Below are 26080 nucleotides of genomic sequence, written 5' to 3'. Positions count from 1 at the left end.
GCCGGGGGAGGAGGTTTCGCCGGTCGGGGTGATGACCTTGCGGCGGGTCAGGACTCGTTGCAGGTTGGTGGTGTCTACGTCGTAACCCAGGGCGGCGCAATAGATTTCGCGGAGGGTGGACATGGTGAAGGTGGCGGGGGCCAGGCCGAAGGCGATGTTGGTGTAGGAGAGCTTGGCGGCCAAGCGATTTCGAGCATGACGGACGACCGTGCCGTGGTCGAAGGACATGTCCGGCAGGTTCGACACCGGATGCCAGCGGGTGTCGTGGGGGAGGACCGGTTCGGCGGTCATGGGAACCAGGCCCAGATACGCCGAGGCGATGCGGCGGTCGCCCGGCACGCGGTCCGGATCGCTGAAGACCCACACCTGTTCGAGGTGGGTCAGCTCGCGCACATCGACCTTCTCGGCGAGCTGCCGCGCCGCCGACGTATCCAGGTCCTCGTCGTCTCGCAGGCGGCCGCCGGGAAGTGACCAGGTGCCCTTGGCGGGGTCGAGCGCGCGTTCCCACAACAACACCGCGAGTTCGGTGTGATGACCGGGCGGGCAGCGGTCCGAGAGCGCAATCCCACCCACGCTAGGGCTCTCACCTGCACGGACGGTGTCGGGGAAGCGACGAACCTGGAACACCGCGGTAAGCGTTTCGTGGATGGTGCTACGATGGGCCACGTTTTCGATTCTAAGTCGAAAACCTGTTGGATGCGAATCGGCGAAGTTGCCGGCCGCATGAGAGAAGGAGCCATGCCATGGCTGCAGCAGTGGGCGCGACGATGACGCTGACCGAGCGCATCGTGGACGGGCCGTCGGGATTCAGCGGTGTCGAGGCCACCCCCGAGTGGGCCGCGGAGATCAAGCGACTGGCGCGCGAGCGCAATGCCACCATCCTGGCGCACAACTACCAGCTCCCGGAGATCCAGGACATCGCCGACCACGTGGGCGACTCCCTGGCGCTGTCCCGCATCGCCGCGGAGGCCCCCGAGGACACCATCGTGTTCTGCGGCGTGCACTTCATGGCCGAGACGGCCAAGATCCTGAGCCCGGAGAAGACCGTGCTCATCCCCGACCAGCGCGCGGGCTGCTCGCTGGCCGACTCCATCACCGCCGACGAACTGCGCGCCTGGAAGGCGGAGTACCCGGACGCGCTGGTGGTCTCCTACGTGAATACCACCGCCGCGGTGAAGGCGCTGACCGACATCTGCTGCACGTCGTCCAACGCCGTCGACGTGGTCGCCTCCATCGACCCGGACCGCGAGGTGCTGTTCCTGCCGGACCAGTTCCTGGGCGCGCACGTCAAGCGCGTCACCGGCCGCGAGAACATGCACATCTGGATGGGCGAATGCCACGTGCACGCCGGCATCAACGGTGACGAGCTCAACGAGCAGGCGCGCACCCACCCCGACGCCGAACTGTTCGTGCACCCCGAATGCGGTTGCGCCACTTCGGCTCTCTACCTGGCGGGCGCGGGCGAGTTCCCGGCCGACCGGGTGCACATCCTGTCCACCGGCGGCATGATCGACGCCGCCAAGGCCGCGAAGAGCAACCAGGTCCTGGTCGCCACCGAGGTCGGCATGCTGCACCAGCTGCGAAAGGCCGCCCCCGGCATCGACTTCCAGCCGGTCAACGACCGCGCCTCCTGCCAGTACATGAAGATGATCACCCCCGCCGCCCTGCTCCGCTGCCTGGTGGAGAACCGCGACGAGGTCCACGTCGACCCCGAAACCGCTGCCCTGGCCCGCAATTCGGTGCAGCGCATGATCGAGATCGGCAATCCGGGCGGCGGCGAATAGCCACGCCCACCCCGTCAGGGGAGGGATGAGCACATGGTGAACACATCGATTTCCATCACCTGGGAAGCCGAGGCGGACCTAGTGGTCGTGGGCGGCGGCGTGGCCGGTCTGACCGCCGCCCGCACCGCCTCCCGGCAGGGCCTGCGGGTGCTGACACTCAGCAAGGGCGGACCGACCGACACCTCCACCCAGTACGCGCAGGGCGGCATCGCCGTCGTCGCGCCGCACGGGGATTCGGTGGAATCCCACGTCCACGACACCGTGGTCGCGGGAGCCGGACTCTGCGACGAGGATGCCGTGCGCTCCATCGTCGAGGGCGGCCGGCACGCGGTCGACGTCCTGACCGACCTCGGTGCGGTGTTCGACCTCGGCCGCGACGGCGAGGTCTCGCGCACCCGGGAGGGCGGCCACAGCACCCGCCGCATCATCCACGCGGGCGGCGACGCCACCGGGGCCGAGGTGCAGCGCGCGCTGAACGCCGCGGGTATGCCGGTCGTGTTCGGGGCCGCGGTGCTCGAGGTGGTGACCGGTCCGGAAGGCGTGCGCGGAGTGATCGCGGTGTCGGACAAGGGATTCGGCATCGTGCACGCCCCCGCGGTCCTGCTGGCCACCGGTGGCCTGGGCCAGCTGTACGCGTGCAGCACCAATCCGTCCGGTGCCACCGCCGACGGCATCGCGCTGGCGCTGCGGGCCGGTGCGCTGGTCTCCGATCTCGAATTCCTGCAGTTCCATCCCACGGTGCTGTTCACGCCGGGTGGCCTCGGCCGTCGCCCGCTCATCAGCGAGGCGGTCCGCGGTGAGGGCGCGATTCTCGTTGACTCCGAAGGCAATTCGGTGACGGCCGGGGTGCACTCACGCGGGGATCTCGCTCCGCGCGACGTCGTCTCACGCGCTATCGCGGCCCGCATGCAGGAGCTGGGCACCGACCACGTCTACCTCGACGCCCGCTCGATCGAGGGCTTCCCCCAACGCTTCCCGACCATCACCGCCTCCTGCCTGGCCGCGGGCATCGACCCCACCGTCGACCTGATCCCGGTCGCCCCCGCGGCCCACTACCAGTGCGGCGGCATCCGCACCGACACCCACGGCCGTACCAACGTGCCGGGCCTGTACGCCGCCGGTGAGGTGGCTCGCACCGGCCTGCACGGTGCGAACCGGCTCGCCTCCAACAGCCTGCTCGAGGGTTTGGTGGTGGGCGAGCGCGTCGGCGTGGCCGCCGCCGAACGCCGCGGCATGTCCGCGCCGATCACCGAGGTCGGCCCGCTGCGCTTCCCGCGCGCGGATCGGAAACTGCTGCAGGAGCTGATGACCGAACACGCCGGAGTCGTCCGCGACGGCGACGGCCTCCGCGCCGCCGTCCTTCGCATGGTCGGCCTGATCTCCGACAACGCCGCCCCGGACATCACCGTCGAGCGGGCATCGGGTTCCACCAGCGACGATCCGGTGGCCGGATCGGCGGCGATCATTCGAGAGTTGGAGGATTCCGCGCTCACCCTGACCGCGCGGGCGCTGCTGGTCGCGGCGGCGGCGCGGACCGAGAGCCGCGGCTGCCACACCCGGTCGGATTATCCGGAGCCGCAGGAGGAGTCGCGGCGCAGCACCGCGATTCGCCTGGGCTCCGATGGCCGCCCGAAATTGGTCACCGACGGAATCTTGCCGCCGTCCTGGGGGCGTGCCGTGATCTCCGCCGCGTCATGAGCGAATTCGCCACTGACACGGCAATAGTCATCGAAGAAGGAGTGTAGTCATGACTCTCGACGCTGGGCTGGATCGCGACGCGGTGGTCGCGCTCATCCGTACGGCCCTCGAGGAGGATCTGCGGTACGGGCCGGACATCACCACGATGGCCACGGTGCCCGAGGACGCGGTGGCCAAGGCGGACATGGCTTCTCGGCAGCCGGGGACCGTCGCGGGGCTGGATGTCGGGTTGCTGGTGCTCGACGAGGTGCTGGGTGCGGGCAACTATGAAGTTACCGCTCGCGTCGCCGACGGCACCCGCGTGCAGCCGGGGGACAAGGTGTTGAGTCTGGTCGCGCCGACACGCGGGCTGCTCACCGCCGAGCGGACCATGTTGAATCTGGTGTGCCACCTGTCCGGAATCGCGACCGCCACCGCGCAGTGGGCGGACGCGGTCGCCGGTACCGAATGCCGGATCCGGGACAGCCGCAAGACGCTGCCCGGGCTGCGGGCGCTGCAGAAGTACGCGGTGCGGGTCGGGGGCGGCGTGAATCACCGGATGGGGCTGGGGGATGCGGCGCTCATCAAGGACAACCATGTGGTGGCCGCGGGCTCGGTGGTTGCCGCGCTGCGTGCTGTGCGGGAACTGAATCCGGACATCGAGTGCGAGGTCGAGGTGGACAGCCTCGAGCAGCTCGACGCGGTGCTCGCCGAGGACGTGGAATTGGTACTGCTGGACAACTTCCCGCTGTGGGCCACGCAGGCGGCGGTGCAGCGCCGCAATACTCGGTCGCCGCGCACCAAACTCGAGTCCTCGGGCGGACTTTCGCTCGATATGGCGGCCGATTACGCGGGCACCGGCGTCGACTATCTGTCGGTGGGCGCGCTCACGCATTCGGTCCGAGTGCTTGATCTCGGACTGGATATGTAGCTCGTCCGACTCGTCCCCGGCGTGCCACTCGGCCGGGGACGAACGCCCTGCTCAGCGCTGAAAATCGCGCAGCTCAGCGCCGATAGACCGGCGGATCGACCACCCAGCCGATGCCGCCGCAGCCCGTGCAGAGAATGACGGACCCGTTCGCGGAATAGCCTGCGGCCCCGGAGCCATCGCACCAGGCGCAGTAACGCCACCCCCGATTCGGGTGGACGGTGTCGAGCAGAATATTGAGGAACCCTTGAATCGCCATGCAGAGTGAATCCCCTCGCTAGGCATTAAACGCTCCAAGCATGCGGGCCGCCGCCGGTCACTGTCCAGCAAAAGCCAGAGGGGTTTACACACCGAATTCGTGCGGGTCCAAGCGCAATACCTGACAAGCCTCGCGAATCACCGTGAGCGCGTGTGCGTCGAGTTCGCCGTCGATTCGCCCGACGATCAAGCCGATCCGCACCACCGCCCGCGCCTGCTCGGGCTGCTCGGTGGATTTGGCGATCTGCGCCATCACATAGGCGTGCCCGAACGCCGGATCCATGATGAGCCGGGCGCAGTTGTCCTCGAACAGGTTTCGCAGGTCGTCGGTGGATTGGCGGCCCAGCACCTCGTGCGCGCCGACCATCTGCGCGATCCGCATGCGCGCCGCGGGATCGATGCGCCCGTCGATGGCCGCCAGCACCGCGCACATGCCCAGCGCCGAATCTCGGAAAGCCTCGCCCCACAGCTCGTTTCGCGGCGCGGGCGCCGCTGCCGCCGGATCGGTGCGTGGGGAGGTCGGGGAAACGAGCCGATTCGAGAAAGCCATGACACACTCCGAGAGAACCACCGGACCCATGGACTCCCCGTGTCCGAGCCCGGACTGTGCAAAAAACCAACACCGTGCAAAACGTACTGTTCCGACAGTAACAGTCGGCCAACCGGTAGGCCCGCAGAAATTTCCTGACACTCAGCCGGGAAGCGGGTTCGGCGTGCCGATCACGGATCGATCAGGCGGTGAGCTCACGCTCCAGCGGCGTGCGGAAACGCGGGATCGGGCGCACGTCGCCGTACCACGCCCGCAGGCGTTCTGCCTCGGCCGATATGGCCTTCTCAGCGTCCGAACCGACGTCTTCGAGCAGCCGCCAGACGATTTCGCCGTCCGACCGCTGCGCCCACCCGCCGACAATGCGGCCCTCCCACCAAATGGTCGGCCCGACATTCCCGTTCCGGTCGAACAGCGCGGGCTGATGCGGACCCAGATACCAGTCGCGCGACTGCCAGCCCATCGGCGTGGGATCGAGCGCGGGCAGCAGCGCGGCCCACGGTTCCGGCGTCGGCGTCGGTTCGAGATCGTCCGCGAGCACCAGCCCGGTCTCACCGCCGAGATCCACCTCGGCGGTGTCCACCAGCGCCAGCGCCTTGCGCACCTCCCCGAGCGTCCACCCGGTCCACCACTTGATATCGCTCACCGGCGCGGGCCCGAAGGCGCGCAACCACTTCCGCACCAGCTCCGCGCGCGCCTCCTCCGCGGGCATGGCCGGAATCCCTTCCGGCAGCCAGGATTCGATCGGAGCCCAGGTGTATTGGCTACTGCCCCAGCTGCCATTGGGCCGCCCGCGCACGATCCGCCCCTCGCAGCCGAGCGTCACCAGCACCCAGGTGGTGATATTGGTCGGCTTCGAATACGGCTTGCCCGGCGCGGTATCCACCTGCGTCCGCAGCCGCGGCACATCCTTGCTCAGCTGCGCGCCGGTCGCGCTGCCGCGGGCCAGCAGCGCCGCGTGCGTCTCGGCCTCCACCTCGTTCCACCACGTCAACAGGTTCCCGGATACCACCCCGGCCTGTTCGAGGTACCGCCCGTAGGTCTTGCGCTGCTTGTGCGCCAACGCATCCGCGGTCGAGGCCTGCAGCACCGGCACCAGGTCGACGGGCGCGACGAACATGGTGCGCCGCATGGCCAGCATGCGCAGCAGCGTCCGATCGTCGTAGAGCGCTTTCTCCACATGCCCGGGCTCGCTCGCGATCCCGCGCGCCGCCACCGACAGGTACACCGTCGCCGGATCGGTGGCGTGCAGCACCACCATCGACCGCACCACCTCGTCGACATCGTCGGTGCGCGTGCCCGCGGCCAGCCGGTGCCGTACCCCGAGTCGTGCCCGCCGCTCCGCGACGTCGATCGAACGCATGGGCGAATCCTAGCCGACGCCAAGCGAATCCTCGGGGGTAACGCGACCACCCGCGCCGCGTCACCCGGGAACCTCGCTACTTGGGTTCGTTGGCGCGACTGACCTCGTAGCCGAGCAGCCGTTCGGCCTCCTCGATGCCGCCCTGGAGATCGCCGACCGCGTTCATCTTCGACAGATCCAGGCCGATGGTGACCAGGGTCAGGGCGATCTCGGAGGACAGCCCGGTAATGATGACGCTGGCGCCCATCAGGCCCGAGGCGTCGACGGTCTTGACCAGGTGGTTGGCCACCACGGCGTCGATGGTGGGCACACCGGTGATGTCGATGACCACCACCTTGGCGCGATTGTCGCGAATCGCGCGCAGCAATTGCTCGGTCAGCTGACTGGCCCGCTGCCCGTCCAGCACGCCGATGATCGGCAGGATCAGCAACTGCTCGCGCACCTGCAGCACCGGCGTGGACAGCTCGCGAATCGCCTCCTGCTGCTGGCGGATGATCCGCTCGCGCTCCTCGACGAAGCTGACGCCCACGGTATTGGCGATCCGATTCGCCGCGGGCTCGTAGGCGTCCAGAATCCGATTGAGCAGATCGAAATCGGACTGGTATTTCTCGAACAGGCTGCGGGCCAGCACGTCTCGCAGCAGCAATACGATGCCGAGCACCTCGTCGGTTTCCACCCCGCGGGGAATGATGCGCTCGGACAGGTTGCGCGCGTAATTCTGCAGCGCCTCGACGCTACCGGTCTCCAGCACCTCGACGTAGTTCTCGTACACCGAGGTCGCCTCGGAGAAGATCTCGTCGGAGGTCATGGCGGTCAGCAGTTTCGCCGCGGTGATGCGCTGGGCCCAGCGCTCGCGCAGCACCGTGCGATTCTTCCGTAGGTGCGCGACCAGTTCCGATAGCAGGCCCGCTCCGGGGCGTGCGGACGAACCATTCAATTCATCGATCAATTCGGCAGTGGATATGACGGGGACGTCAACCATGAATCAACTCGCCTCCTCGGGCGCGCGCGTGTCATCGACGGACATGGAGTGCCTGCGGATTCGACGGCGGCCGGTGGATATCTGGGGTTACTGCGAATTTGGAGGCCCGCAAACTCTACTGCGGATTCAGCAACCAGGTGGGGTTTGCCGGGGATCCGGTCGGCGCGGCGCGCACGGCGTGAATGCGCCATGGGAGGCCGCACACGTGCGAGGATGCCGAAGGTGGGTGCTCGGTGGCGAAGTTTGCGGGCGACCAGTCTGGTCGTCGGATTGGTCGCGGCGACAATGGCCGCGGCGCCGGCGGCGTGGAGCACTCCCGACGACGGCGTGTCGATGCGACCGGTGAGTCTGACCGTCGACGGGGAGACCGCCACCGGGCGGGTCTACGAACCCGGCGGCGCGCCACGGGGATTGATCGTGGCCGTGCACGGCCACGACGGCAGCGCGAGCGACTTCCCCGAGTACATGAGCTCGATCGTCAAGAACACCGGCGCGGCCCTGGTGACCATGGACCAGCGCTCCGACACGAGCGTGTGGCGGCCGGGGGAGTGGAACGTCTGGGCCGGATGGCGCGACACCCTCGCCGCCACCCAGTGGTACCGCGGCGAGCATCCCGGCATCGGTCCGACCGTGCTGTGGGGCTGGAGTCAGGGCGGCGTGACCAGCGGCCTGGCCGCCGCCTACGCCCCGCCGGGCACCTACGACTACTGGGTCGACACCTTCGGGCATGCCGGTGATGTCACGGCCTGGATCGAAGCCGGTCTGGCCGGAAAGTCCCTGCGGCCCGAGATCGAGCGCGATGCGGGCGGCTGCACGCCGATCACCTGCCTGCAGGCCTTTATCGACCGCTCCCCGGTGCTCATGGCCAACCGCATCGGTGTGCAGCGCGCGATTCTGGTGCACGGGACCGCGGATGCGGTGGTGCCGTACACCAGTTCGCTCGAGATGCGGGCCGCGCTGCAGTTCGCGCGCAAACCCGTGTCCATGTACACGGTGGTGAGCGGCCGCGATCTGGACGGCCGGATCGTCCCGGGCGAGCACGGGATCAATCCGGTGTTCTTCGAATCCGGTTGCGTGGTGCAGCGATTGCTGCTCGGGACCGAACCGCTGGGCGGCGATCCCGACTACGTGATCGATGTCGGGGCGGGCATCAACACTGCTCCACCCGCCCCGCCGAACAGCAAGTGCGCGGCCTGATTTCGCCTCAGGCGAGGGATTCCGCGACGGCCTTGACGATCTGTTCGGGGCCGGGAAAGCCCTGCCGCGATTTGGCGGCGACCACGGTGCCGTCGACCGCGACCCGGAACACTCCGCCCTTGCCGGGCACCAGTTCCGGCGTGACGCCGAGCTCGGTGCCGAGCGCCTCCGCGGCGGCCCGGGCGTGCTTGAGGTATCCGCACGGCTTGCAGTAGGTGATGACGACGTCGGACATGACAATCTCCTTGATTTCAGTTTGTGCTGGCGGACTTACGAATTCGCGTCGCCGGACAGCGTCCACGGGCGCACCGTGGCCCCGATCCGCGTCCAGGTGTTGATGATGGCGATGTCCCACACCAGATCCGCGAGCTCCTTCTCGTCGAACCGGGCGGCGGCCTCGTCCCAGATGTCCTGGCCCACTTCGCCGTCGGCGATCCGGGTCATGGCCTCGGCCAGGGCGAACGCGGCGCGCTCGCGCGGGGTGAAGAAGGGCGCCTCACGCCAGGCCGAGACCAGGCTGATCCGGCGCCAGGCCTCGCCGCCCGCGACCGCGTCGCGGGAGTGCATGTCGATGCAGTAGACGCAGCCGTTGATCTGGGCGACGCGCAGCTTCACCAGTTCGCGCAGCGGCTTCTCGATGGTGGAATCCTGCCCGGCGCGCTCGAGGCCGTTCATGGCCTTGGCGACCTTGGGGGCGAGATCGTCGATGGCGAGGCGGGTCTGGGGGAGAACGTAATTCGTGGTGTTCGTTGTCATGGAACAACCGTATCGACATAATGGACCTATGTCGGGAGCCAATTCGATGGCCGATTATTGGTCCACTTTGGACGTCGATCTGCATCTGACCGTGGATTCCGGCGCGGGTCGCCGCGACGGTCTGGAGCGTGCGCTGCGCGAGGCGATCCGGGACGGGCGGTTGGCCGCCGGGACGCGGCTGCCGTCGACCCGGACGCTGGCCGCCGAGCTCGGCGTCTCGCGCGGCACCGTCAGCGCCGCGTTCGACCAGTTGATCGCCGAGGGGCACCTGGTGGCCCGGCAGGGATCCGGGACCCGGGTGGCGCGCACCGCGGGTGCGGTCGCCGCGTCGCACAGCACGAATCACCGTCGGGCCGAACCGGTTTCGATACGTCACGATCTACGTTCGGGCAGTCCGGACTTGAGCCGCTTCCCGACGACCGCCTGGCTGCGGGCCGCGCGGTCGGCACTGGATCGCGCACCGCGGGACGCGTTCGGATACGGCGACCCGCGCGGCCGGATCGAATTGCGCACGGCGCTGGCCGAATACCTGGGGCGCACCCGCGGAGTGCTGGCGACCCCGGACCAGATCGTCATCACCACCGGCGTGCAGCAGGCGCTGCGCCTGATGGGCCGGGTGCTCGCGGCCTCGGGCAACCCGGTGATGGCGATGGAGGACCCCTACATCACGCAATTCCACGCCGCCGTGCGCGGCTCCGGGCCGACCGTCGTGCCGCTGCCGGTCGATGAGGATGGCGCGCAAGTGGATCGGCTGAATACCGCCGAATTCGACGGCGTACACGCCGCGGTCGTGACCCCGAGCCACCAATTCCCGATCGGCTCCACGCTGAGCCCCGCGCGACGGCAGGAGCTGGCGGCCTGGGCGCGGGCCGGGCACCTGGTCATCGAGGACGACTACGACGGCGAATTCCGCTACGACCGGCAACCCGTCGGCGCGATCCAGGGCATCGCGCCCGACGACGTCGTCTACCTCGGCAGCGCCTCCAAGACCCTCGGTCCCGGCCTGCGCCTGGGCTGGATGGTGCTGCCGCCGCGCTGGGTCGGACCGGTCACCGAGGCCAAGCTGCTCGCCGACCATCACTCGGAGACCCTCGGGCAGCTGACGCTCGCGGAGCTGATCACCTCGCACGGCTACGACCGGCACATCCGCTCCAGCCGCCTGCGCTACCGCAGACGGCGAGACCTGCTCGCGGACCGCCTCATATCCCGCGCCGGCCGCCCCCTCACCGGCTTCACCCTCAGCGGGATCGCCGCCGGGCTGCACGCGCTGGTCCGGCTCGAACCCGCGGGATTGAGTGAGGCCGAAGTACTCACCCGCGCAACCGAATACGGCCTGGCCATTCACGGCCTGTCCGATATGTGGTGGTCCCCGGCCGGAACCGAGCACCGCCCGCAGGCGATCGTCGTCGGTTACGGCTCACCGTCGGACGGTGCGTATCCGGCGGCTCTCGACGCGCTGGTGCGCACCCTGTCGTGGACGTGACCGCTAGTCGGCGCTGACCGCGTCCACGATATTGAGCCGGGCCGCGCGCAGGGCGGGCGGAATCGAGCCGAGCAGGCTCAAAGCCAGTGCGGCAGCGGTGAATACGGCCAGCAGCGGGCCGGGACGGCAGGTGACGTCGATGCCGAGCATGTCGGTGGCGAGCAGCGAATAGAAGTACTGATCCACCAGTCCGAACACCACGCCGAGCCCGGCCCCGACAACGCCGATGGCGGCCGCCTCGGCCAGCACCATGCGCAGCGCGAAGCGGCGGCTCGACCCCACGGCCCGCAGGATGCCCAGCTCCCGGCGTCGCTCCAGCAGCGCCAGGGTCAGGGTGTTGAGCAGCGCCATGGCCGCGATGAACGCCACGATCACCAGCATGATCCGCGACAGCACCAGGCCCTCCTGCATGGCCTCGCTGATGCCGTCCAGCGCGGCCGTGCCCGCGTACACGTGGACCTCCGGAGGCAGTGCCGCTCGGACAGCCGAGATCATTTGGTTCGCATCCACTCCGGGCGCGGCATCGACCTGCAAGGTGGTGGATCCGGGGCGGGCGAACCAGTCCCGCATGAGCACCAGGCTGATGGCGGCGGTACCGCCCGCGCCGGAGAAGTGCGAGATCGTCTCGAGCACTCGAACGCGCTTCTCACCGGTGGGCGTCTGCACGCCGAGCTCGTCGCCGGACGAAACCCCCAGGGTGCGAGCCAGATCCCGGGACAGCACGATGCCCTCGCCCGCCAGCAGACGGCGTTGGTGCTCGGCGTCCAGGGCATGGAACGTCGAGTCGTTGCTACCCGTATCCACCCCGTAGACAAGGGCTTTCGTACCCGCGAGCGTGGCGAAGGCCAGCTGCTCCTGCACCACGCGCCCGACACCGGGCACCGCCGACACCCGGTCGACGAAGTCGTCGGGCAGCAGCGTGGTGGGGATCATGTCCTCGGCGCTCATGCTCACCCACGCGTCAGTGTCGGCGAGCGAGGCGAAACTCTCACGCGCAGAACGGGTCGCGTCCGCGTTCGCGCCGGTAATGGTGATGGTCATGCCCACGGCGATGGTCACGGTCATGAGCGTCGCCCACACGCGGCGCGGCGCGCGATCGATGTTCACCCCCGCCAGCACACCCGCCGGGCCGAGTCGCCGGGCCAGAGCCGCGGCCGCCCCTACGATCGGTCCCGCGCAGGCGAAGGCCAGCACGATCTCCGCGCCGAACGCGAAACCCAGTGCGGCCGCGGCGAACAGGCCCAGGTGCGCACGCTGGATGATGAGCGCCGCGGCCACCAGCACGACCCCGAGCAGCGCCGCCGCCACCCGCAGCCGCGTCGAGACCACATCCGCCCGCGACGCCCCCACCGGGGCCAGCGCCTCCACCGGGGCGACCCGATACACCTGCCGGGCCGCCACCGCCGAGGCCGCCACATTGGTCAGCGTCGCCGCCAGCACGGCGACCGGAATCGCGTACCAGGGCAGCAGGTATTGCAGCCGCGCCTCCATCATCTGCGTGAACGCACCCGGCAGCAGACTGATCGCATACCGCCCGGCGAGGACGCCCAGCCCCGCCCCGAGCACGCCGCCGACCACGCCGAACACGATCGCCTCCGCGAGCACGTCCCGCACGATGGTCTGCCGCCGCGCCCCGATGGCCCGCAGCATGGAGATCACCGGCCGCCGCCCGGCCAGCGCCATGCTCATAGTGTTGTAGATCAGGAACGCCGACACCACGAAGGCCAGCCCCGCGCCCATGGAGGCGATGAACCGCACCATCACCACGGCATTACCGGTCTGCGCCGCACGGGCGCTCGGCGTGGAGACCAGCGCGCGACCGGCCACGGCGGTGGTGAGCGCGGAAGCCAGTTGCGCCGCATCGGTATTCGGCTGCGCGACGATCAGCACCGAGTCCAGTTGCCCGACCCGGTTGGTGATGCGCTGCGCCACCGGCAGCGGGGCGACCAGATAGTGCCCGCCATTGAGCTGGGATAGCTGCTTGCCCTCGAGCACCGCGGCGATGGTGATCCGCGCGGGCCCCAGCTGGACCTGCTGACCCTTGGTGAATCCCGTTCCCGGCCCGGCCAATACACCATTGGGCACGCTCAGCAGGCTCGCCAGCGCATCGCCCCGCACCGCGCCCTTCAAATCGCTGTCGAGCGCCGTGCTCGAGGAATCCACGCCCAGCACCAGCAGCCGATCGGAATCCGGTCCGGCACTGGCCCGCAACATGGGCACGGCCGCGGCGACACCGGGCACCCCCGCCACATCGGCCCGCACCTGCTGCGGGAATCCGGCATCGGTGACACCCGAGATCTCCAGTGCCGCATTGCCGGCCAGTCCGGCGGTCAATTTCTCGATCGATCCGGTGAGCGATCCCGAGATGCCGATGACGGCCACCAGGAACGCCGAGCACACGGTCAGTACGACGATCGACGCTACGGTCCGCCCCCAGTGCGTGGTGAACTCGCGAATGGTGAACAGCCGCAGCCGGTCCAGCAGCGCGATCATGAATTCACGCTATGGTCCGCGCCCCGTGGTGTCCACCCCCTGACGCATTCCGTCTGGGACATTAGGCTCGAAGGGTGTTCGGCGCGGTGAGACGAGGTGCTGTGTGAGACCAGGTGAAAAGCGATGAAGGTCGTGGTGGCCGGTGCGACAGGGGCGATCGGGCGGCCGTTGGTCCTCGCGCTACGGGCGTCCGGGCATCAGGTGTACGCGCTGACCAGGGGTGGACGCGGCGCGGAGATCGCGCGCTCGCTCGGGGCCACCCCGCTGGTCGCCAATGTGATGGACCGTTCGGAGCTGTTGCGCGCCACCGAGCGACTGACCGCCGACGCGGTGATCCACCAGCTCACCGCCTACCGGTATTCGCCGCCCACCCACTATCACGCGCCGGGGCTGTTGCGCACCAACGCCTTACGCGAGATCGGCAGCAAGCACCTGGTGGAACTGGCCGAAAGGACCGGGGCGCGCAGGTATCTCACCCAATCGCTGATCCTCGGCTACGGCCTGCGCGATCACGGACCCGAGCCGGTGACCGAACAGGAGCCGTTCGGCCGCATTCCCGGCGATGTCAACGACGCCATCATCGGCGCGCTGCACGAGGCCGAATCCGCCGCCTGGCGCGCGTCCGGCATCGACGGAATCGCCCTGCGCTACGGCCTGTTCTACGGCCCCGGCGCCTCCGACTCCTTCGTGCGCGCGCTGAAGCTGCGCATGTTCCCGCTGCCCAACACCGTCACCGCCCACACCAGTTTCGTCCACGTCCAGGACGCCGCCGCCGCGACCGTGGCCGCCCTCGAACACGGCACCCCCGGCAGCGCCTACAACATCGTCGACGACGAACCGATCACCTGGGGAACCATGTTCGACGCCATGGCCGAGACCATCGGTGCGCGCCCGCCCCGCCGGCTCCCGGCCCGGGTGCTGCGGCTGGCCTCGCCCCTGGCCGCCACCCAGATGCTGGACTTCTCGATTCGCGTCTCGAATGCCAAGGCGCGGGCCGAACTGGGCTGGAAGCCCGGCTATCCCACCTACCGCGAGGGTCTGCCGACCCTGGTGAACGCCGTCAGCTAGGGCTCGGAACAGATTCACGCCGACCCCGGTTGATGGACTCGAACGGCCTGGACGTTTGATCGAACAAGATCGGACGTTCGATCGACGATGACGGGAAGGCAGCGATGACGACACCGGTGGATCCCACCTACACCTGGGCGGGCGAGGAACTCGACCTCGACGCCTACCTGGCCCGGATCGGCTTCACCGGTGCGCGCACGCCGACCCTGGCCACGCTGCGCGAACTGGTGCGCGCCCACACCACCAGCTTCCCGTTCGAGAATCTCGAGATCATGCTCGGCCGCGGCGTGCCCCTGGACCTGGAAACCCTGCAGGACAAGATGATCCGCCGGCGACGCGGCGGCTACTGCTACGAGAACGTCGGCCTGTTCGCGGCCGCGCTGGAGCGGATCGGCTTCGAGTTCACCGCCATGTCCGGACGGGTCACGCTCGGCGCCACCAATCTGCGCCCGGCCACCCACGCCCTGCTGCGGGTGAAGGCCGGCGACGACGACCGGTTCTGGCTCTGCGACGTCGGATTCGGCCGGGGCCCGCTGGAACCGATCGAACTCACCCCCGGCCGCGGTGAATTCAGCGCGGGCGCATGGCGTTTCCGGCTGGAGCTGGAGACCGACGCGGTCGGCGGCGAGCTGTGGACGCTGTACCAGCTCGGCAAGGACGGGTTCGTGGACCGGTACACCTTCGCCACCACCCCGCAGTACCGCATCGATTTCGCGGTCGGCAACCACTACGTGTCGACCTCGCCGCGCTCGCCGTTCACCATGCGGCCGTTCGTGCAGCGCTTCCTGCCGGAGGTGCACCAGACCCTGGACGGCACGACCTGGATCACCGCCTATCCGGACGGAACGGAGGAAACACGCGAATTGGAGGTAGCTGAGCTACCGAAGGTGCTCGCGGAGGTCTTCGATATCGAGCTCGACGCCGCCGATGCGGCGCGACTCGTGCGCGCGGAGTGGCTCGCGGAGAAGGAGTGAGGGTCAGCGGCGGTGAAAAGTTGCTGAAGCCCTCGGGTGTGCGGGAGCGAACACACACCAAACCGTTTGGTCTATGCCTCGTCATAGACGCACTCCGACCAGGGATTTCCGCTATCGGGTCACGTAAACATCACCCGGATGCGGCATAGATCTCACCGAGATCTCGCTCATATCTCACGCTGACGTCGGCGATCCGCGCGTTGCCCGCTACACTCGTGCGGGGAAACGCGCGGGCAACCGCACTGTCACAGTCGTCTCGGAGAACTTCGGAGTAGTGCCATCGAAACCGGCCAAGTGATCGCAGGGCACTACCGCCTGGTCGAACGGATTGGTAGCGGCGGCACGGGTGTCGTCTGGCGAGCCGTGGATCAGCGGCTCGAACGATCCGTCGCGGTCAAGCAGATCATCACCCAGCCGAGCCTGTCGGATGCGGACAAGGACATCGTCCGGCAGCGCGCGGCCCGCGAGGCCCGCAACGCGGCCCGGTTCCAGCATCCCAATGCCATCGTCGTGTTCGACATCACCGAGCACGAGGGCGACCCGTGCCTGGTCATGGAGTATCTGCCGTCGCAGAGCCTGGCCGTGGTGCTGTCCGCGCAGGGCACGCTGCCGCTGCCGCAGGTCGCCCGGATCGGCGAACAGGTGGCAAGCGCGCTCATCGCCGCCCATCGCGCCGGCATCGTGCACCGCGACGTCAAGCCGGGCAACATCCTGCTCGGCGACAACGGGGCGGTGAAGATCACCGACTTCGGCATCGCCAAGTCCAAGGGCGACGTCACGCTCACGGCCACCGGGCTGATCTCCGGCACCGCCGCCTACCTCGCCCCCGAGGTCGCGCGCGGCGCGGAACCGACCCCGGCCGCCGACGTCTTCGCCCTGGGCGCCACGCTCTTCCACGCGCTGGAGGGCGAACCGCCCTACGGCACCAACCCGAATCCGCTCGCGCTGCTGTACGCGGCCGCCAACGGTCAGATCAGCGAGCCGCGCAATGCCGGACCGCTGTCGGATCTGCTGCTGTCGCTGCTCAGCTTCGAGCCGGAGGACCGGCCGAGCATGACCGATGTCCGCGACATTATGGCTGAGTTCGCCGAGATCGGCCCGGATGCCGAGGCCACCCGCGTGCTGGCCGCGCGCCGCTCGGGCCCGGCCACCCCGCCGCCCGGCGCGGCCCAGCGCAACGCACGTCCCAACACCCGGCAGATGGAGCGGCGGCCCGCGGCCAATGCCGACATTCCGACCGGTGCGCTGAGCCAGGCGCAGTTGCTGGAGACCCCGCCGCCCCGCCCGCCCATGCACGCCGGGCCGCCGACGCGCAATCACTATGCGCCGGAACCGGAATCGGAGCCGGGCTCGCGCAAGAAGCTGATCTGGATCGCGCTGGTCGCGGTCGTCGTGGTCGCCGGCGGCATCGCGTTCGGTTTGCTGAGCAACTCCGGTTCCAGCAACACCTCCGGCGGCGGTAGCGGCAGCACCACCAAGGCGTCGGTCTCGGCCAGCGCGGCCAAGGGCACGCCGCCGGGTCTGGGCCAGACCAAGAGCGCGGCCACCGTCAGCGTCGGCAATGGCGCGGACGCGGTGGACAAGTTCTACGACGCCCTGACCTCGCAGCGCTACCAGGAGGCGTGGAACAAGCTCACGCCCGCCGCGCAGCAGGTGTACGGCAGTCTGTCCGCGTTCCAGAGCTATTGGACCGCCAACCCGATCCAGCGCTACTCCACCATCGAGGGCGCGCGCGGCAACGACAGCAACAATGCCGACGGCTCGGTGGACATCTCGCTGGCGAGCCTGACCACCAAGGGCGGCGCCAACAAGTCGGTGACGCTGCGGGTGATCGATCCGGGCAACGGCAACCTGCAGATCGACAGCGACACCAAGTAGGGTCGAAGACCGAAGAGCGCCGCACCGGAATCCGGTGCGGCGCTTTGCGTTACACGCCTGGCGTGGTCAGCGGTGGTCGGCGGGCTCCGCGGACAGCGACGCCAGCATGCGCAGGGCGTCGGCGCTGGGGGAGCCGGGCTCGACGTGGTGGGCGACCAGCGCCTGATCGGGATCGTCCGGGAGACGCAGGGTTTCGTAGCCCAGGTCCAGGCGGCCCACGACGGGGTGGCGGTAGATGTGGCGGCCGTGGGTCTTGTCCTTGAGCTCGTGGCGCTCCCACAGTTCCGCGAATTCCGGGCTCTTGGCGTTCATTTCGTCGATGAGCGCGGTGATGCGCGGGTCGCCGGGATTGCGGGCGGCGTCCACGCGCAGATAGGCGACGGTGTCGGCGGCCTTGTCGTCCCAGTCCTCGTAGAGGTCCTTGGCGCCCTCGTCGAGGAAGACCAGGTGCAGGAAGTCGCGCTGCTCGGGGGCGAGCGCGCCGAAATCGGTGATCAGGGCCGCCGCCAGGCGATTCCAGGCCAGCACGCTGACCCCGCGGCCGACGATATAGGCGGGCACATCGTGGGCGGCGTCGAGCAGGCGGCGCAGACCGGGCCGCACCTCCTGCGCGGCGGGCGGCTCCTCGCCCGACCACGGGCGGGCCAGCAGGTAAAGATGGTCGCGCTCAACCTGATTCAGCCGCAGCGCCCGCGCCACCGCGTCCAGCACCGACTCCGAGAACTGCAGGCTGCGGCCCTGCTCCAGGCGCACATAGTGATCCACGCTGACACCGGCCAGCAGGGCCAGCTCCTCGCGGCGCAGGCCCGGAACCCGGCGGCGAGCGCCGTGATCGACCAGGCCCACCTCCTCGGGGCTGAGCCGGGCGCGGCGGGAGCGCAGGAATTCACCGAGTTCGGCGCGGCGGTCCAAGGTCATGACTCCAGTTAACCAAGAACCGGGTGCGGATCATCCTGGTCATGCGGTGCCCAGGCAAGCGCCGCACTGTTTACCCCGCCGCCACCGGACGAAAGTAGTGCTCAGCGCCGCGACAGACGGCGAAAGATATATGAGGAGCACACGATGACCTCCCTGCCCACAGCAAAGACCACCCTGCCCACGGCACAGCTCGGCACCACCGATATGCACATCAGCCGGATCGGATTCGGCGCGTGGGCGATCGGCGGTTCGGGCTGGCGCTACACCTGGGGCGCCCAGGACGACGCCGATTCCATCGCCACCATCCGCCGCGCCGTCGAGTCGGGTGTGAACTGGATCGACACCGCCGCGGTCTACGGGCTCGGGCACTCCGAGGAAGTGGTCGGCAAGGCGATCGCCGGACTGTCCGAGGCCGACCGGCCCTACGTCTTCACCAAGGCCGGCTTGGTCTGGGACGAGAACGACCGCGCCGCCGCGCCCAAGCGCATCATGGCCGCCGACAGCGTGCGCCGCGAGGTCGAGGATTCGCTGCGGCGGCTCGACGTCGAGCGCATCGACCTGTACCAGGTGCATTGGCCCGATACCGGTGCCTCGCTGGACTTCTCGGATCCCGACGGGGTGGCCGACGCACAGCGGACGCCGCTCGAGGAATACTGGCAGACCATGGCCGACCTGGTGAAGGAGGGCAAGGTGCGGGCCATCGGGCTGTCCAATCACGATGTGCCGCAACTGGAGATCGCCGAGTCCATCGCCCACGTCGACGCCATTCAGCCGCAGTTCTCGCTGATCAAGCGACAGGCGGCGGACGAATTGGCCTGGGCGGCAGCCCATCACACCGGTGGCATCATCTACCAGCCGCAGCACTCCGGCCTGCTGACCGGCGCGTTCTCCGCCGAACGCGTCGCCAATCTGCCGGATGACGACTGGCGCAAGGGATTCCCGGAGTTCACCACCGAACTCGCCGCCAACCTCGCGCTGGTGGAGGCGCTGCGGCCGATCGCCGCGGCACACCACACCACGGTCTCCGCGGTCGCCATCGCCTGGACCCTGACCTGGCCCGGCGTCACCGGCGCCATTGTCGGCGCCCGCAACCCCGAGCAGGTCGACGGCTGGATCGACGGTGCCACACTGCAATTGACTCCCGCCGACCTCGACGCCATCGCCGCGGCGCTGCGCGCCACCGGTGCGGGCGAGGGCCCGATCGGCCGCTGACCTACCCACCATCCAAATAGCAACACCCATCCGACAATTCGAGGAGAGAACACCATGACCCTGCACGTCGTCGCCGAACTGCGCGCCGCCACCGGCCACGAGGACCGCCTGCGCACCGCCCTGGAAGCCATGATCGAGCCGTCCCTGGCCGAACCCGGCTGCATCACCTACCAGCCCTTCACCAACCCGAACGACCCCACCCACATGGTCGTCGTGGAGGAATGGGTGGACGCCGACGCCCTCGAGAAGCACTTCGCCACCGAGCACTTCCAGCACGTGGCCAGCGTCCTGGAGGGCATCGTCGCGGAGCCCATGATCATCAAGCGCCTCGTCGCCGAGTAGCAGTGCGCGACGCTCGTGCCCCGCGGTCTCGCCGCGGGGCACGAGCGTGTCCGCGACAACGGTGTCATGAGGCACACGCTGTGCCCGGATATCAGATCTTGGGTACTGTCGGACGCATGGTTACGCGGATTCGATCGACGGCGCTGCTGGTGTGCGCGCTCGTCGTGTCCGCGTTCGCCGTGGTCTTCCTGGCCGCGGCGACACCTGATTCGCTGATCGTCCTGGGTGCGGCCGCGGTGGTCGCGGTCACCGCGGCGGTGCTGTCGGCGCGCGGGCCGCTGCTGGTTGCGGCCGCATCCGCCGGTCCGGCCGAATCGGCCGGGAAGCGCCGCCGGGGCACCTTCCTGCGGCAGAGCAATCCCGACGCGGCGGGCCGTCCCCGCCCGCGGGCACCCGGAGTCCTCGCGGCCTGACCGCGCCGCACCGGTTCTCGTGACCGGAGCGCACGGTCGGGTTCTTCGCTATCCCCAATTCCCTTCGCCCGCACCCGGTGTGCGGGTGCTGCGCAGCGAGGTACTCCGTGCTCGATTTCATCTACTATCCCGTGTCCGCCGTCCTGTGGTTGTGGCACACCGCCTTCGCGTCGATCCTCGGCGCGACCAGTGGCCTGGCCTGGGTGCTGGCCATCGTCTTCCTGGTCCTGACCCTGCGGGCGCTGCTGATCCGCCCGTTCATGGCCCAGTTGAAGTTCTCCCGCGCGCTGGCCGAGATGCAGCCGCAGATCCAGGAGATCAAACGCAAACACGCCGGCGACACCGAGAAGCAGGCGCTGGCGATGCAGGAACTCCAGAAGGAGAACGGCGTCAATGTGCTGACCGGATTCCTGCCGATCATCGGGCAGACGCTGGTCTTCATCGGCCTGTACCACGTGCTGCGGTCGTTCCAGCCCGGCCACACCGAGAACTACGTCTTCAACTCCACCCAGGTGCGGTCGTTCCTGGACGCCAAACTCTTCGGCGCACCGTTGGCCGGAACCCTGTCCGACGCCGGATCGGCGTTCGGAACCATTGCCGCCGTGGCTATTCCGCTCATGGTCATCGCCGCGGTGGCCACCCATTTCACCGCTCGCGCGGCCATCGCCCGCCAGACCCAGCCTGCCGAGGGTGCGGCGGCCTCCTCGGCGCGGATCATGAACTCGTTGTCCCAGTGGGTGTTTCCCGCCGGAGCCCTCCTGGTCGGCCCCTTCATGCCCATCGCCATCCTGCTCTACTTCGTCACCCAGAACGCGTGGACCTTCGTCCAGCAGCACCTGGTCGCCACCCGCTACGGACAGGACCGCACGAAAGGCACCGTCTGAAACATCTCCCGCCACAACGATTCCCCGATCCGCTCACCGGTGGCGGCGCACAGCCGCGCCGCCACCGTCTCCGGATCGGCGAACCACAGCGCGGAGTTCTGATCGCCCACCGCGAACACACGGCGTTGATCCCGGGGCAGGAGGAACACGAACCAGCTCCAGCCGACCGGCGCCGACAGCGGCGCGCCCGCCGCCGAAATGGCTTCCGGGTCGGAGACATCCCAGAGCCGGGCCGTGCGATCGTCGCCGCCGGAGACCAGGCGGCGCCCGTCCCGATCCAGATCCAGGGTGCGCACCGCGCCGACGTGCGCGCGGAGGGACTCGTGCGGGCGGGTCGGATCGGCGACCCGCCAGGACCGGATCATGCCCGCGTCATCGCCCGCCAGCAGGTGGGCGCCGTCCGGGGTGAAGCGCAGCACCTCGACATTCGCGCCTCCCGCGTCGACCGTGCGATGGGCCGGATGCGCGGGATCGGCCAAGTCCCACAGATGAATCCGGGCCAGGTCATCGGCGGCGGCGACCACGGTGCCCGACGGCGCGATCGCGGCGGTCCGCAGCTCCCGATCCGATCCCGACAGCGGGGCGCCCACCGGGCGTGGATTCGCCGGGTCGGCGACGTTCCACACCCGCAGCGTGCCCGTCGCACCACCGCCCACCAGGCGATCATCCGGGCCGAAAATCACGACGTCGCCGCGGCTTTCGGGCAGGATCGGCCCGAACGGCCGGGGATGCGCGCGGTCACGCACATCCCACAGCCGCACACCACCGGAGGCCGTCTGCTCGCCGCCCGAGGCCACCCCGCCGCTGTTCGCGAGCAGGACGAGTTCGCCGCCGGTGGCCAGCAGTTCACCGCCCGCATGGAGGGCGACCCGCACGCCCACGCGATCCTGCGGCCCGGTGCTCACCTCGCCCACCGGCCGCGCCCGCCGCGGATCACCCACCTCCCACAGTTGGACCCGGCCGTCGCGCAGCCCGGTTGCCAGCAGCCCGCCGTCGTGCGACAGCGCGGCATCGGTGAGCCCGTCGCCGAACAGCATCGGCACATGCACCAGCGGCGTGTGCCAGACCACGACGTGCCCGTCCGCACCCGCCGTCACCGAGCGCGTGTCGGAGAGCAGCGCGATCGGGCCCATCGATCCGGCGCTGCCCTGGATCACGAGCCCGGTCGGCACCACCCGCCCCCGTTCCCGGGTGTCCCACACTCGCAGCGCCCCATCGGATTCGGCCGCCACCAGTGCCTCACCGTCATGTGCGAGCGCCAGCCCGAGGATCGGCACCTGCCGGTCGGTCTCCCGGTCGATCGGCCGTGGCGCATCGGGCTCGTGAACGTCCCAGGTGAGCAGCGCCCCCTCCGCGGTCCCGGCCGCCAGCAGGCCGTTCCGCCCCAGCGCCAGCGCGCCGACCCGGCCCGGCACCGCCAATCCGGTTCCGATGGAGGTCATTTCGCCGCTCTCGCGCGCGGACCACAACCGCACGGTGGCGTCATCCCCGGCGGTGGCCACCAGCGCGGGTGCGGCGGGGCCGCCGTCCGATGGCGCGGGATCGGTTCCGGCGGAAGGATTTTCGATGCGCTGCGGCGTGGGCGAATCCGGATCCTCGATCACGTCGCCGCGGGGGACCGGGTCGGTGTCGAGTGCGAGCGCGTGGATCGGTCCGGTGTGCGCGGGGATGGTGGTGATTCGCCGAATCGACTGTGGCGCCGACACATCGAGGGTGGTGAGCGCTCCGGTGGTATCGGCGGCGAGGAGAACGCGCTCCCCGGGTAGATAGCGGACGGCGGTGGCGGGGCTGCCGAGGTCGAAGGTGCCGAGCGCTCGCGGCTCGCGGGGAGTGGCGATGTCCCACAGGCGAATGGTTCCATCCTCGCCCGCGCTGGCCAGGGTGTTCGCCGATCGGTCGAACGCGACCGCCGCCACCCGGTCCCGATGCCCGGTGAGTGGGCCGCCGAGGGCGGTGATCGCACGAGTGTCGGACAGGTCCCACAGCCGGATCGCGCCGTCGCCGCCACCGCTGGCCACCAGCCCCCGGGCGGGTGCGGCGGCCAGGCTGGCGACCCGTCCGGCATGCGCCTCGGTGGAGGCGAGATTCAGCGGAAGGCTCTGCGCCGCCAGCAATCTCGCCCGGGCGGCGGGATCGTCGCCGTTCATCCGATACCCCGCCAGCGCCAACTGCACCGACAGACCCGGGTCGATCTGCTCCAGGCGCTGGGACTCGCCGATGATCTCGCCCAGCCACGCACCTCGGCGTTCCTCGGCCACCGAGGCGCGGCCGACCAGCAGCGCGGCCGCGAGCACCACCGCCAGCAGGGTGAGCGCGGCGATGGCCACCTGGAGGGTGCGCACCCGGCGCACCCGGCGGCGATGGCGAACGGTGGCCTCGGACAAGAACTCCCGGGCCAGCCGGTTGGGGGTGCCGGTGCGCCGCAGCCAGGTGTTGGCGTCCTCCAGGCGGGTGCGCGAGTACAGGAGTTGGGCGGGGCGGTCCTGGCGCGCCCATTCGCGGGCGTCGGCCTCGATGTGCGGGCGCAGCGCCGCGAATTGCCGTTCCTCCGCGATCCATTCGCTCATTCGCGGCCACGCGGTGAGCAGCAGGTCGTGGACCAGTTCGATGCGGTCCTTGTTGCGGACCACCAGCTGGGCGCGGATCAGCCAGGCGATGACCGCGCGCGTGACGCCCGGGTCCTCGGCCTCCTCGATCAGGACGTCGGGGGAGAGGCGGTCGCGCTGGGTCGAGGTGGGACCGATGAAGGTCAGCGCCATCAGCACGTGGCGGACCGCGGCCTGATGCCGCTCGTCCAGACCCGCCCACAGGATCTCGCAGCCCTTGGCGAAAGCCGCGTGCACGCCACCGGTTTCGCGGTAGGCGTCGAGGGTCAGTGTGCGGCCGTGACGGTGCTCCCAGGTCTCGAGCAGGACATAGGAGAACATGGGCAGCAGCAGCGGACTGTGCGGGTCGAACGGCGAGAGCTCCTGCAGCACCACCTCGATCAGGCTGTCCTCGACCTTCAGGCCGGTGACGGCGGCGGGGCGCGTGATCGCCTCGCGCAGTTCGGCTTCCGTCATCGGCTCCAGCAACATCGACGGGTTGCTCAGGGCGGCCGCGGTGACCGGGTGATTGCGCAAGGCGGTGAGAACCCCGTTGTCACAAGCCAAGACGACCGTGGTGCGCGGGGTTTGCTCCGGCCCGGCCACCCGGGCGAGCTCGTTCAGGAATCGATCGGCGACCTCCGGCGTGCAGCGGGTGAACAGCCTGCGGCCCTTGTCCACCAGTAGCAGCCGCGGGCCGGGAGCCGCCTGCGCGAGGGCCGCCGCGATGTCCTCGCCCGGGGCCACCACCACCGGCACCCGCCCGCGCGGATCGGCCTGGACACCGGCGGCCAGCAGCGAGGACTTGCCGCTCCCGCGCCCGCCGAGCAACAGCACCAGCGCCGGGCCCGGACCCGCCTCGGCCGCTTCGATCAGATCCCACAACCGCTGCACCGCGGCGGCGCGCCCGAAGAACAGGTCGGCGTCCTCGGGGCGGTAGGGCGCGATCCCGCGATACGGCGGGCGGCCGGTGTCCGCCGTCTCCTTGGCCGACTTCGCCGCCTGCCAATCCGCCTGCCAGCGGCGGGGATCCAGCAGCGTCGGGTCGGTGTCGGGGTCCGGCGGCCGTTGCCGCGCGTCCCGGATCAGGACCTCCAGCACCGGCACGATCGCCTCGAAGGTGGCGGGGGTGCGATTGCCCAGCCGCCAATCGCTGATCCGTTGCGCCGTGATCGGCGTGCAGCCCGGGCGCAGCCGCGTATTGGCCGCGCGGATCACCTGTTTCACCGGCGGCAGGCCCGCCGCCGCGAACAGCGCGGTCAGGCGGGCGGCGAAGGCGGCGCGGGGATCACCGGCGGCGTGACTGTCGGGCGCGCTGCGGTCCTCGGGAGCGCGGCCGCCCGCCCCGCCGGAGTCGGAAGGGTTGGGCGGCTTGGCATCCCGCTCCGGCATCGGCCTCCTACCGGTGCGGTCCCGGACCGGCGACCGGTGCGAGGGTCGGCCCGGCCGCGGCCCGCTGGGCAGTTGGAACCCGTGGGGCGGCAGGGGCGCGCGGCCCGGCCGGGGCGGTCGGCGCGACCGTGGAATCGGCGAAAACCGTGGAACAGGACAACCGCATACCCTCCACCGATGTGTCGAGCGCGTGTAGTGAGCGTTGCACCGAGTCGACTGTCTGCTGCGGCGGACTCGCCCCGACCGCAGCTTGCGGCGAACCAGCCTCGACCGTCTGAGCGAGTTGCGTCAAAGCGTCGTGCAGTGCGGCTCCGGCATCGGCCACGGCCGTGAAGGCTCGCCGGGGCAGCGGCGAGGTCATCGTACCCGCCGCGCCGTCCAGATCGGTGTCGATGAGCGCCGCCAGGCGTGCCGCCTCCCGCACGTGCGCTCCGAGTTCGGCCAGGTCACCGCGCTCGGAGGCCGGGCCGATGCCGTTGAGTTCGGTCGAGAGCGCGGTGAAGGCGCCCTGCAGGCCGCCGATCACCCGGCCGCCGCCGGCGCAGTCCGCGGTATCCGGGTCGGCGGCGGGCGGGTCCGCGGGCGGCCGCGAACAGCCCGCCAGGGCGGCGACGGTCATCGCGCAACCGACGATGACCGTCGCCACCCGCCGGCCCGTGCTAAGCGACATGGGACAACCCCGTCAGCACGGCGTCCTGCACCGCGGGCAGGAGGGCCAGATTCGCGGCGAGCGCCAGGCCGACACCCAGCCGCGCGGTGCGATGGCGGTTCCACCAGCCGACCGGGCCACGCCGCGGGACGTGGCAGCGCTCACGGGTCTCGGCGTCGGAGGCGTTCTCCTCGTAGTAGCCGTAACCCACCGGCGCGGAACGGGTGTCGAGCAGGCCACCGAGCGGATCGGTGACACCGGCGGTGGCGAATCTCGTCTCGATCATGGCGTACTCCT

The 26080-nt window shown here is 69.8% G+C and carries 24 protein-coding genes; 12 read left to right on the top strand and 12 right to left on the bottom strand.

Going from position 1 to position 26080, the window contains the following annotated elements; all coding sequences use genetic code 11:
- Window positions 1-666 (bottom strand): NUDIX domain-containing protein (locus ACAM49_RS12770; RefSeq protein WP_369635685.1); only part of this gene is annotated, 666 nt, incomplete at its 3' end.
- Between the two features lie 77 nt (window positions 667-743).
- Here ACAM49_RS12770 and nadA point away from each other — a divergent pair.
- Genes nadA through nadC form a run of 3 tightly spaced genes read left to right on the top strand, consistent with a single transcriptional unit; the run spans window position 744 to window position 4392 of the window.
- Window positions 744-1784, top strand: coding sequence for a quinolinate synthase NadA (nadA, locus tag ACAM49_RS12765; protein WP_369635684.1), 1041 nt, complete (start codon window positions 744-746; stop codon window positions 1782-1784).
- 33 nt (window positions 1785-1817) lie between these two features.
- Entirely contained in the window at window positions 1818-3482 is a 1665-nt protein-coding gene (locus ACAM49_RS12760; RefSeq protein ID WP_369635683.1) for an L-aspartate oxidase, read from the top strand.
- A gap of 49 nt (window positions 3483-3531) precedes the next feature.
- Window positions 3532-4392 carry a carboxylating nicotinate-nucleotide diphosphorylase gene (gene nadC / locus ACAM49_RS12755; RefSeq protein ID WP_369635682.1) on the top strand — a complete coding sequence of 287 codons (861 nt, stop codon included), beginning with the start codon at window positions 3532-3534 and terminating at the stop codon, window positions 4390-4392.
- A 73-nt stretch (window positions 4393-4465) separates the two neighbouring features.
- On the opposite strand, the gene ACAM49_RS12750 is transcribed toward nadC, so the two are convergent.
- The 4 genes from ACAM49_RS12750 to ACAM49_RS12735 all read right to left on the bottom strand — a co-directional run bounded on the left by ACAM49_RS12750 (window position 4466) and on the right by ACAM49_RS12735 (window position 7539).
- Window positions 4466-4648 carry a hypothetical protein gene (locus tag ACAM49_RS12750; RefSeq protein ID WP_369635681.1) on the bottom strand — a complete coding sequence of 61 codons (183 nt, stop codon included), beginning with the start codon at window positions 4646-4648 and terminating at the stop codon, window positions 4466-4468.
- Window positions 4649-4732: 84 nt separating this feature from the next.
- Window positions 4733-5197 (bottom strand): tellurite resistance TerB family protein, encoded by a 465-nt coding sequence (locus ACAM49_RS12745; RefSeq protein WP_369635680.1) that lies wholly within the window; start codon window positions 5195-5197, stop codon window positions 4733-4735.
- Window positions 5198-5378: 181 nt separating this feature from the next.
- Window positions 5379-6557, bottom strand: a complete 1179-nt coding sequence (locus tag ACAM49_RS12740; protein WP_369635679.1) for a winged helix DNA-binding domain-containing protein — start codon at window positions 6555-6557, stop codon at window positions 5379-5381.
- Window positions 6558-6633: 76 nt separating this feature from the next.
- Window positions 6634-7539, bottom strand: a complete 906-nt coding sequence (locus ACAM49_RS12735; protein WP_369635678.1) for an STAS domain-containing protein — start codon at window positions 7537-7539, stop codon at window positions 6634-6636.
- A gap of 222 nt (window positions 7540-7761) precedes the next feature.
- Here ACAM49_RS12735 and ACAM49_RS12730 point away from each other — a divergent pair, with 222 nt between their 5' ends.
- Window positions 7762-8736, top strand: a complete 975-nt coding sequence (locus ACAM49_RS12730; protein WP_369635677.1) for an alpha/beta hydrolase family protein — start codon at window positions 7762-7764, stop codon at window positions 8734-8736.
- A 7-nt stretch (window positions 8737-8743) separates the two neighbouring features.
- On the opposite strand, the gene ACAM49_RS12725 is transcribed toward ACAM49_RS12730, so the two are convergent.
- Both ACAM49_RS12725 and ACAM49_RS12720 read right to left on the bottom strand, forming a co-directional pair.
- On the bottom strand, window positions 8744-8971 hold the full coding sequence (locus ACAM49_RS12725; RefSeq protein WP_369635676.1) for a SelT/SelW/SelH family protein: 228 nt from the start codon (window positions 8969-8971) through the stop codon (window positions 8744-8746).
- Window positions 8972-9006: 35 nt separating this feature from the next.
- The gene (locus tag ACAM49_RS12720; RefSeq protein WP_369635675.1) at window positions 9007-9492 is read right to left on the bottom strand and encodes a carboxymuconolactone decarboxylase family protein; all 486 of its coding nucleotides are present in this window, start codon (window positions 9490-9492) and stop codon (window positions 9007-9009) included.
- A 28-nt stretch (window positions 9493-9520) separates the two neighbouring features.
- Between ACAM49_RS12720 and ACAM49_RS12715 the strand changes: the two genes are divergently transcribed.
- Window positions 9521-10975 (top strand): PLP-dependent aminotransferase family protein, encoded by a 1455-nt coding sequence (locus ACAM49_RS12715; protein WP_369635674.1) that lies wholly within the window; start codon window positions 9521-9523, stop codon window positions 10973-10975.
- Between the two features lie 3 nt (window positions 10976-10978).
- Here the strand turns inward: ACAM49_RS12715 and ACAM49_RS12710 are convergent, their stop codons facing one another.
- Window positions 10979-13468 carry an FtsX-like permease family protein gene (locus ACAM49_RS12710; RefSeq protein WP_369635673.1) on the bottom strand — a complete coding sequence of 830 codons (2490 nt, stop codon included), beginning with the start codon at window positions 13466-13468 and terminating at the stop codon, window positions 10979-10981.
- Window positions 13469-13591: 123 nt separating this feature from the next.
- On the opposite strand from ACAM49_RS12710, the gene ACAM49_RS12705 reads away from it, so the two are divergent.
- The 3 genes from ACAM49_RS12705 (at window position 13592) to ACAM49_RS12695 (ending at window position 17388) form a co-directional block, all read left to right on the top strand.
- Window positions 13592-14536: an NAD-dependent epimerase/dehydratase family protein gene (locus ACAM49_RS12705; protein WP_369635672.1), complete on the top strand. Its 945-nt coding sequence runs from the start codon at window positions 13592-13594 to the stop codon at window positions 14534-14536.
- A gap of 104 nt (window positions 14537-14640) precedes the next feature.
- Window positions 14641-15510, top strand: coding sequence for an arylamine N-acetyltransferase (locus ACAM49_RS12700; RefSeq protein ID WP_369635671.1), 870 nt, complete (start codon window positions 14641-14643; stop codon window positions 15508-15510).
- A 294-nt stretch (window positions 15511-15804) separates the two neighbouring features.
- Window positions 15805-17388 carry a protein kinase gene (locus ACAM49_RS12695; RefSeq protein ID WP_369635670.1) on the top strand — a complete coding sequence of 528 codons (1584 nt, stop codon included), beginning with the start codon at window positions 15805-15807 and terminating at the stop codon, window positions 17386-17388.
- Window positions 17389-17454: 66 nt separating this feature from the next.
- Here the strand turns inward: ACAM49_RS12695 and ACAM49_RS12690 are convergent, their stop codons facing one another.
- Window positions 17455-18306 (bottom strand): helix-turn-helix transcriptional regulator, encoded by an 852-nt coding sequence (locus tag ACAM49_RS12690; protein WP_369635669.1) that lies wholly within the window; start codon window positions 18304-18306, stop codon window positions 17455-17457.
- Window positions 18307-18450: 144 nt separating this feature from the next.
- Between ACAM49_RS12690 and ACAM49_RS12685 the strand changes: the two genes are divergently transcribed.
- From ACAM49_RS12685 to yidC, 4 genes are all read left to right on the top strand, one after another.
- Window positions 18451-19518: an aldo/keto reductase gene (locus ACAM49_RS12685; RefSeq protein WP_369635668.1), complete on the top strand. Its 1068-nt coding sequence runs from the start codon at window positions 18451-18453 to the stop codon at window positions 19516-19518.
- A 54-nt stretch (window positions 19519-19572) separates the two neighbouring features.
- Window positions 19573-19860 (top strand): putative quinol monooxygenase, encoded by a 288-nt coding sequence (locus tag ACAM49_RS12680; RefSeq protein WP_369635667.1) that lies wholly within the window; start codon window positions 19573-19575, stop codon window positions 19858-19860.
- 116 nt (window positions 19861-19976) lie between these two features.
- Window positions 19977-20273, top strand: a complete 297-nt coding sequence (locus tag ACAM49_RS12675) for a DUF6412 domain-containing protein (RefSeq protein ID WP_369635666.1) — start codon at window positions 19977-19979, stop codon at window positions 20271-20273.
- A 107-nt stretch (window positions 20274-20380) separates the two neighbouring features.
- Complete coding sequence (gene yidC, locus ACAM49_RS12670; protein WP_369635665.1) at window positions 20381-21157, top strand: membrane protein insertase YidC; 777 nt, start codon at window positions 20381-20383, stop codon at window positions 21155-21157.
- On the opposite strand, the gene ACAM49_RS12665 is transcribed toward yidC, so the two are convergent.
- From ACAM49_RS12665 to ACAM49_RS12655, 3 genes are read right to left on the bottom strand one after another with little or no spacing between them, the layout of a single operon-like run.
- Window positions 21124-25134 (bottom strand): NACHT and WD repeat domain-containing protein, encoded by a 4011-nt coding sequence (locus ACAM49_RS12665; protein ID WP_369635664.1) that lies wholly within the window; start codon window positions 25132-25134, stop codon window positions 21124-21126. The two genes, yidC and ACAM49_RS12665, sit on opposite strands and share 34 nt — an antisense overlap.
- 7 nt (window positions 25135-25141) lie before the next feature.
- Window positions 25142-25804 (bottom strand): hypothetical protein, encoded by a 663-nt coding sequence (locus ACAM49_RS12660; RefSeq protein WP_369635663.1) that lies wholly within the window; start codon window positions 25802-25804, stop codon window positions 25142-25144.
- Entirely contained in the window at window positions 25794-26069 is a 276-nt protein-coding gene (locus tag ACAM49_RS12655) for a hypothetical protein (protein WP_040807177.1), read from the bottom strand. Before ACAM49_RS12655 ends, ACAM49_RS12660 begins: the two co-directional genes overlap by 11 nt.
- Window positions 26070-26080 lie beyond the last annotated feature (11 nt).

Source organism: Nocardia sp. JMUB6875 (assembly GCF_041154655.1).
Taxonomy (GTDB): Bacteria; Actinomycetota; Actinomycetes; order Mycobacteriales; family Mycobacteriaceae; genus Nocardia.
This window is presented reverse-complemented; position numbering and strand designations above follow the sequence as displayed.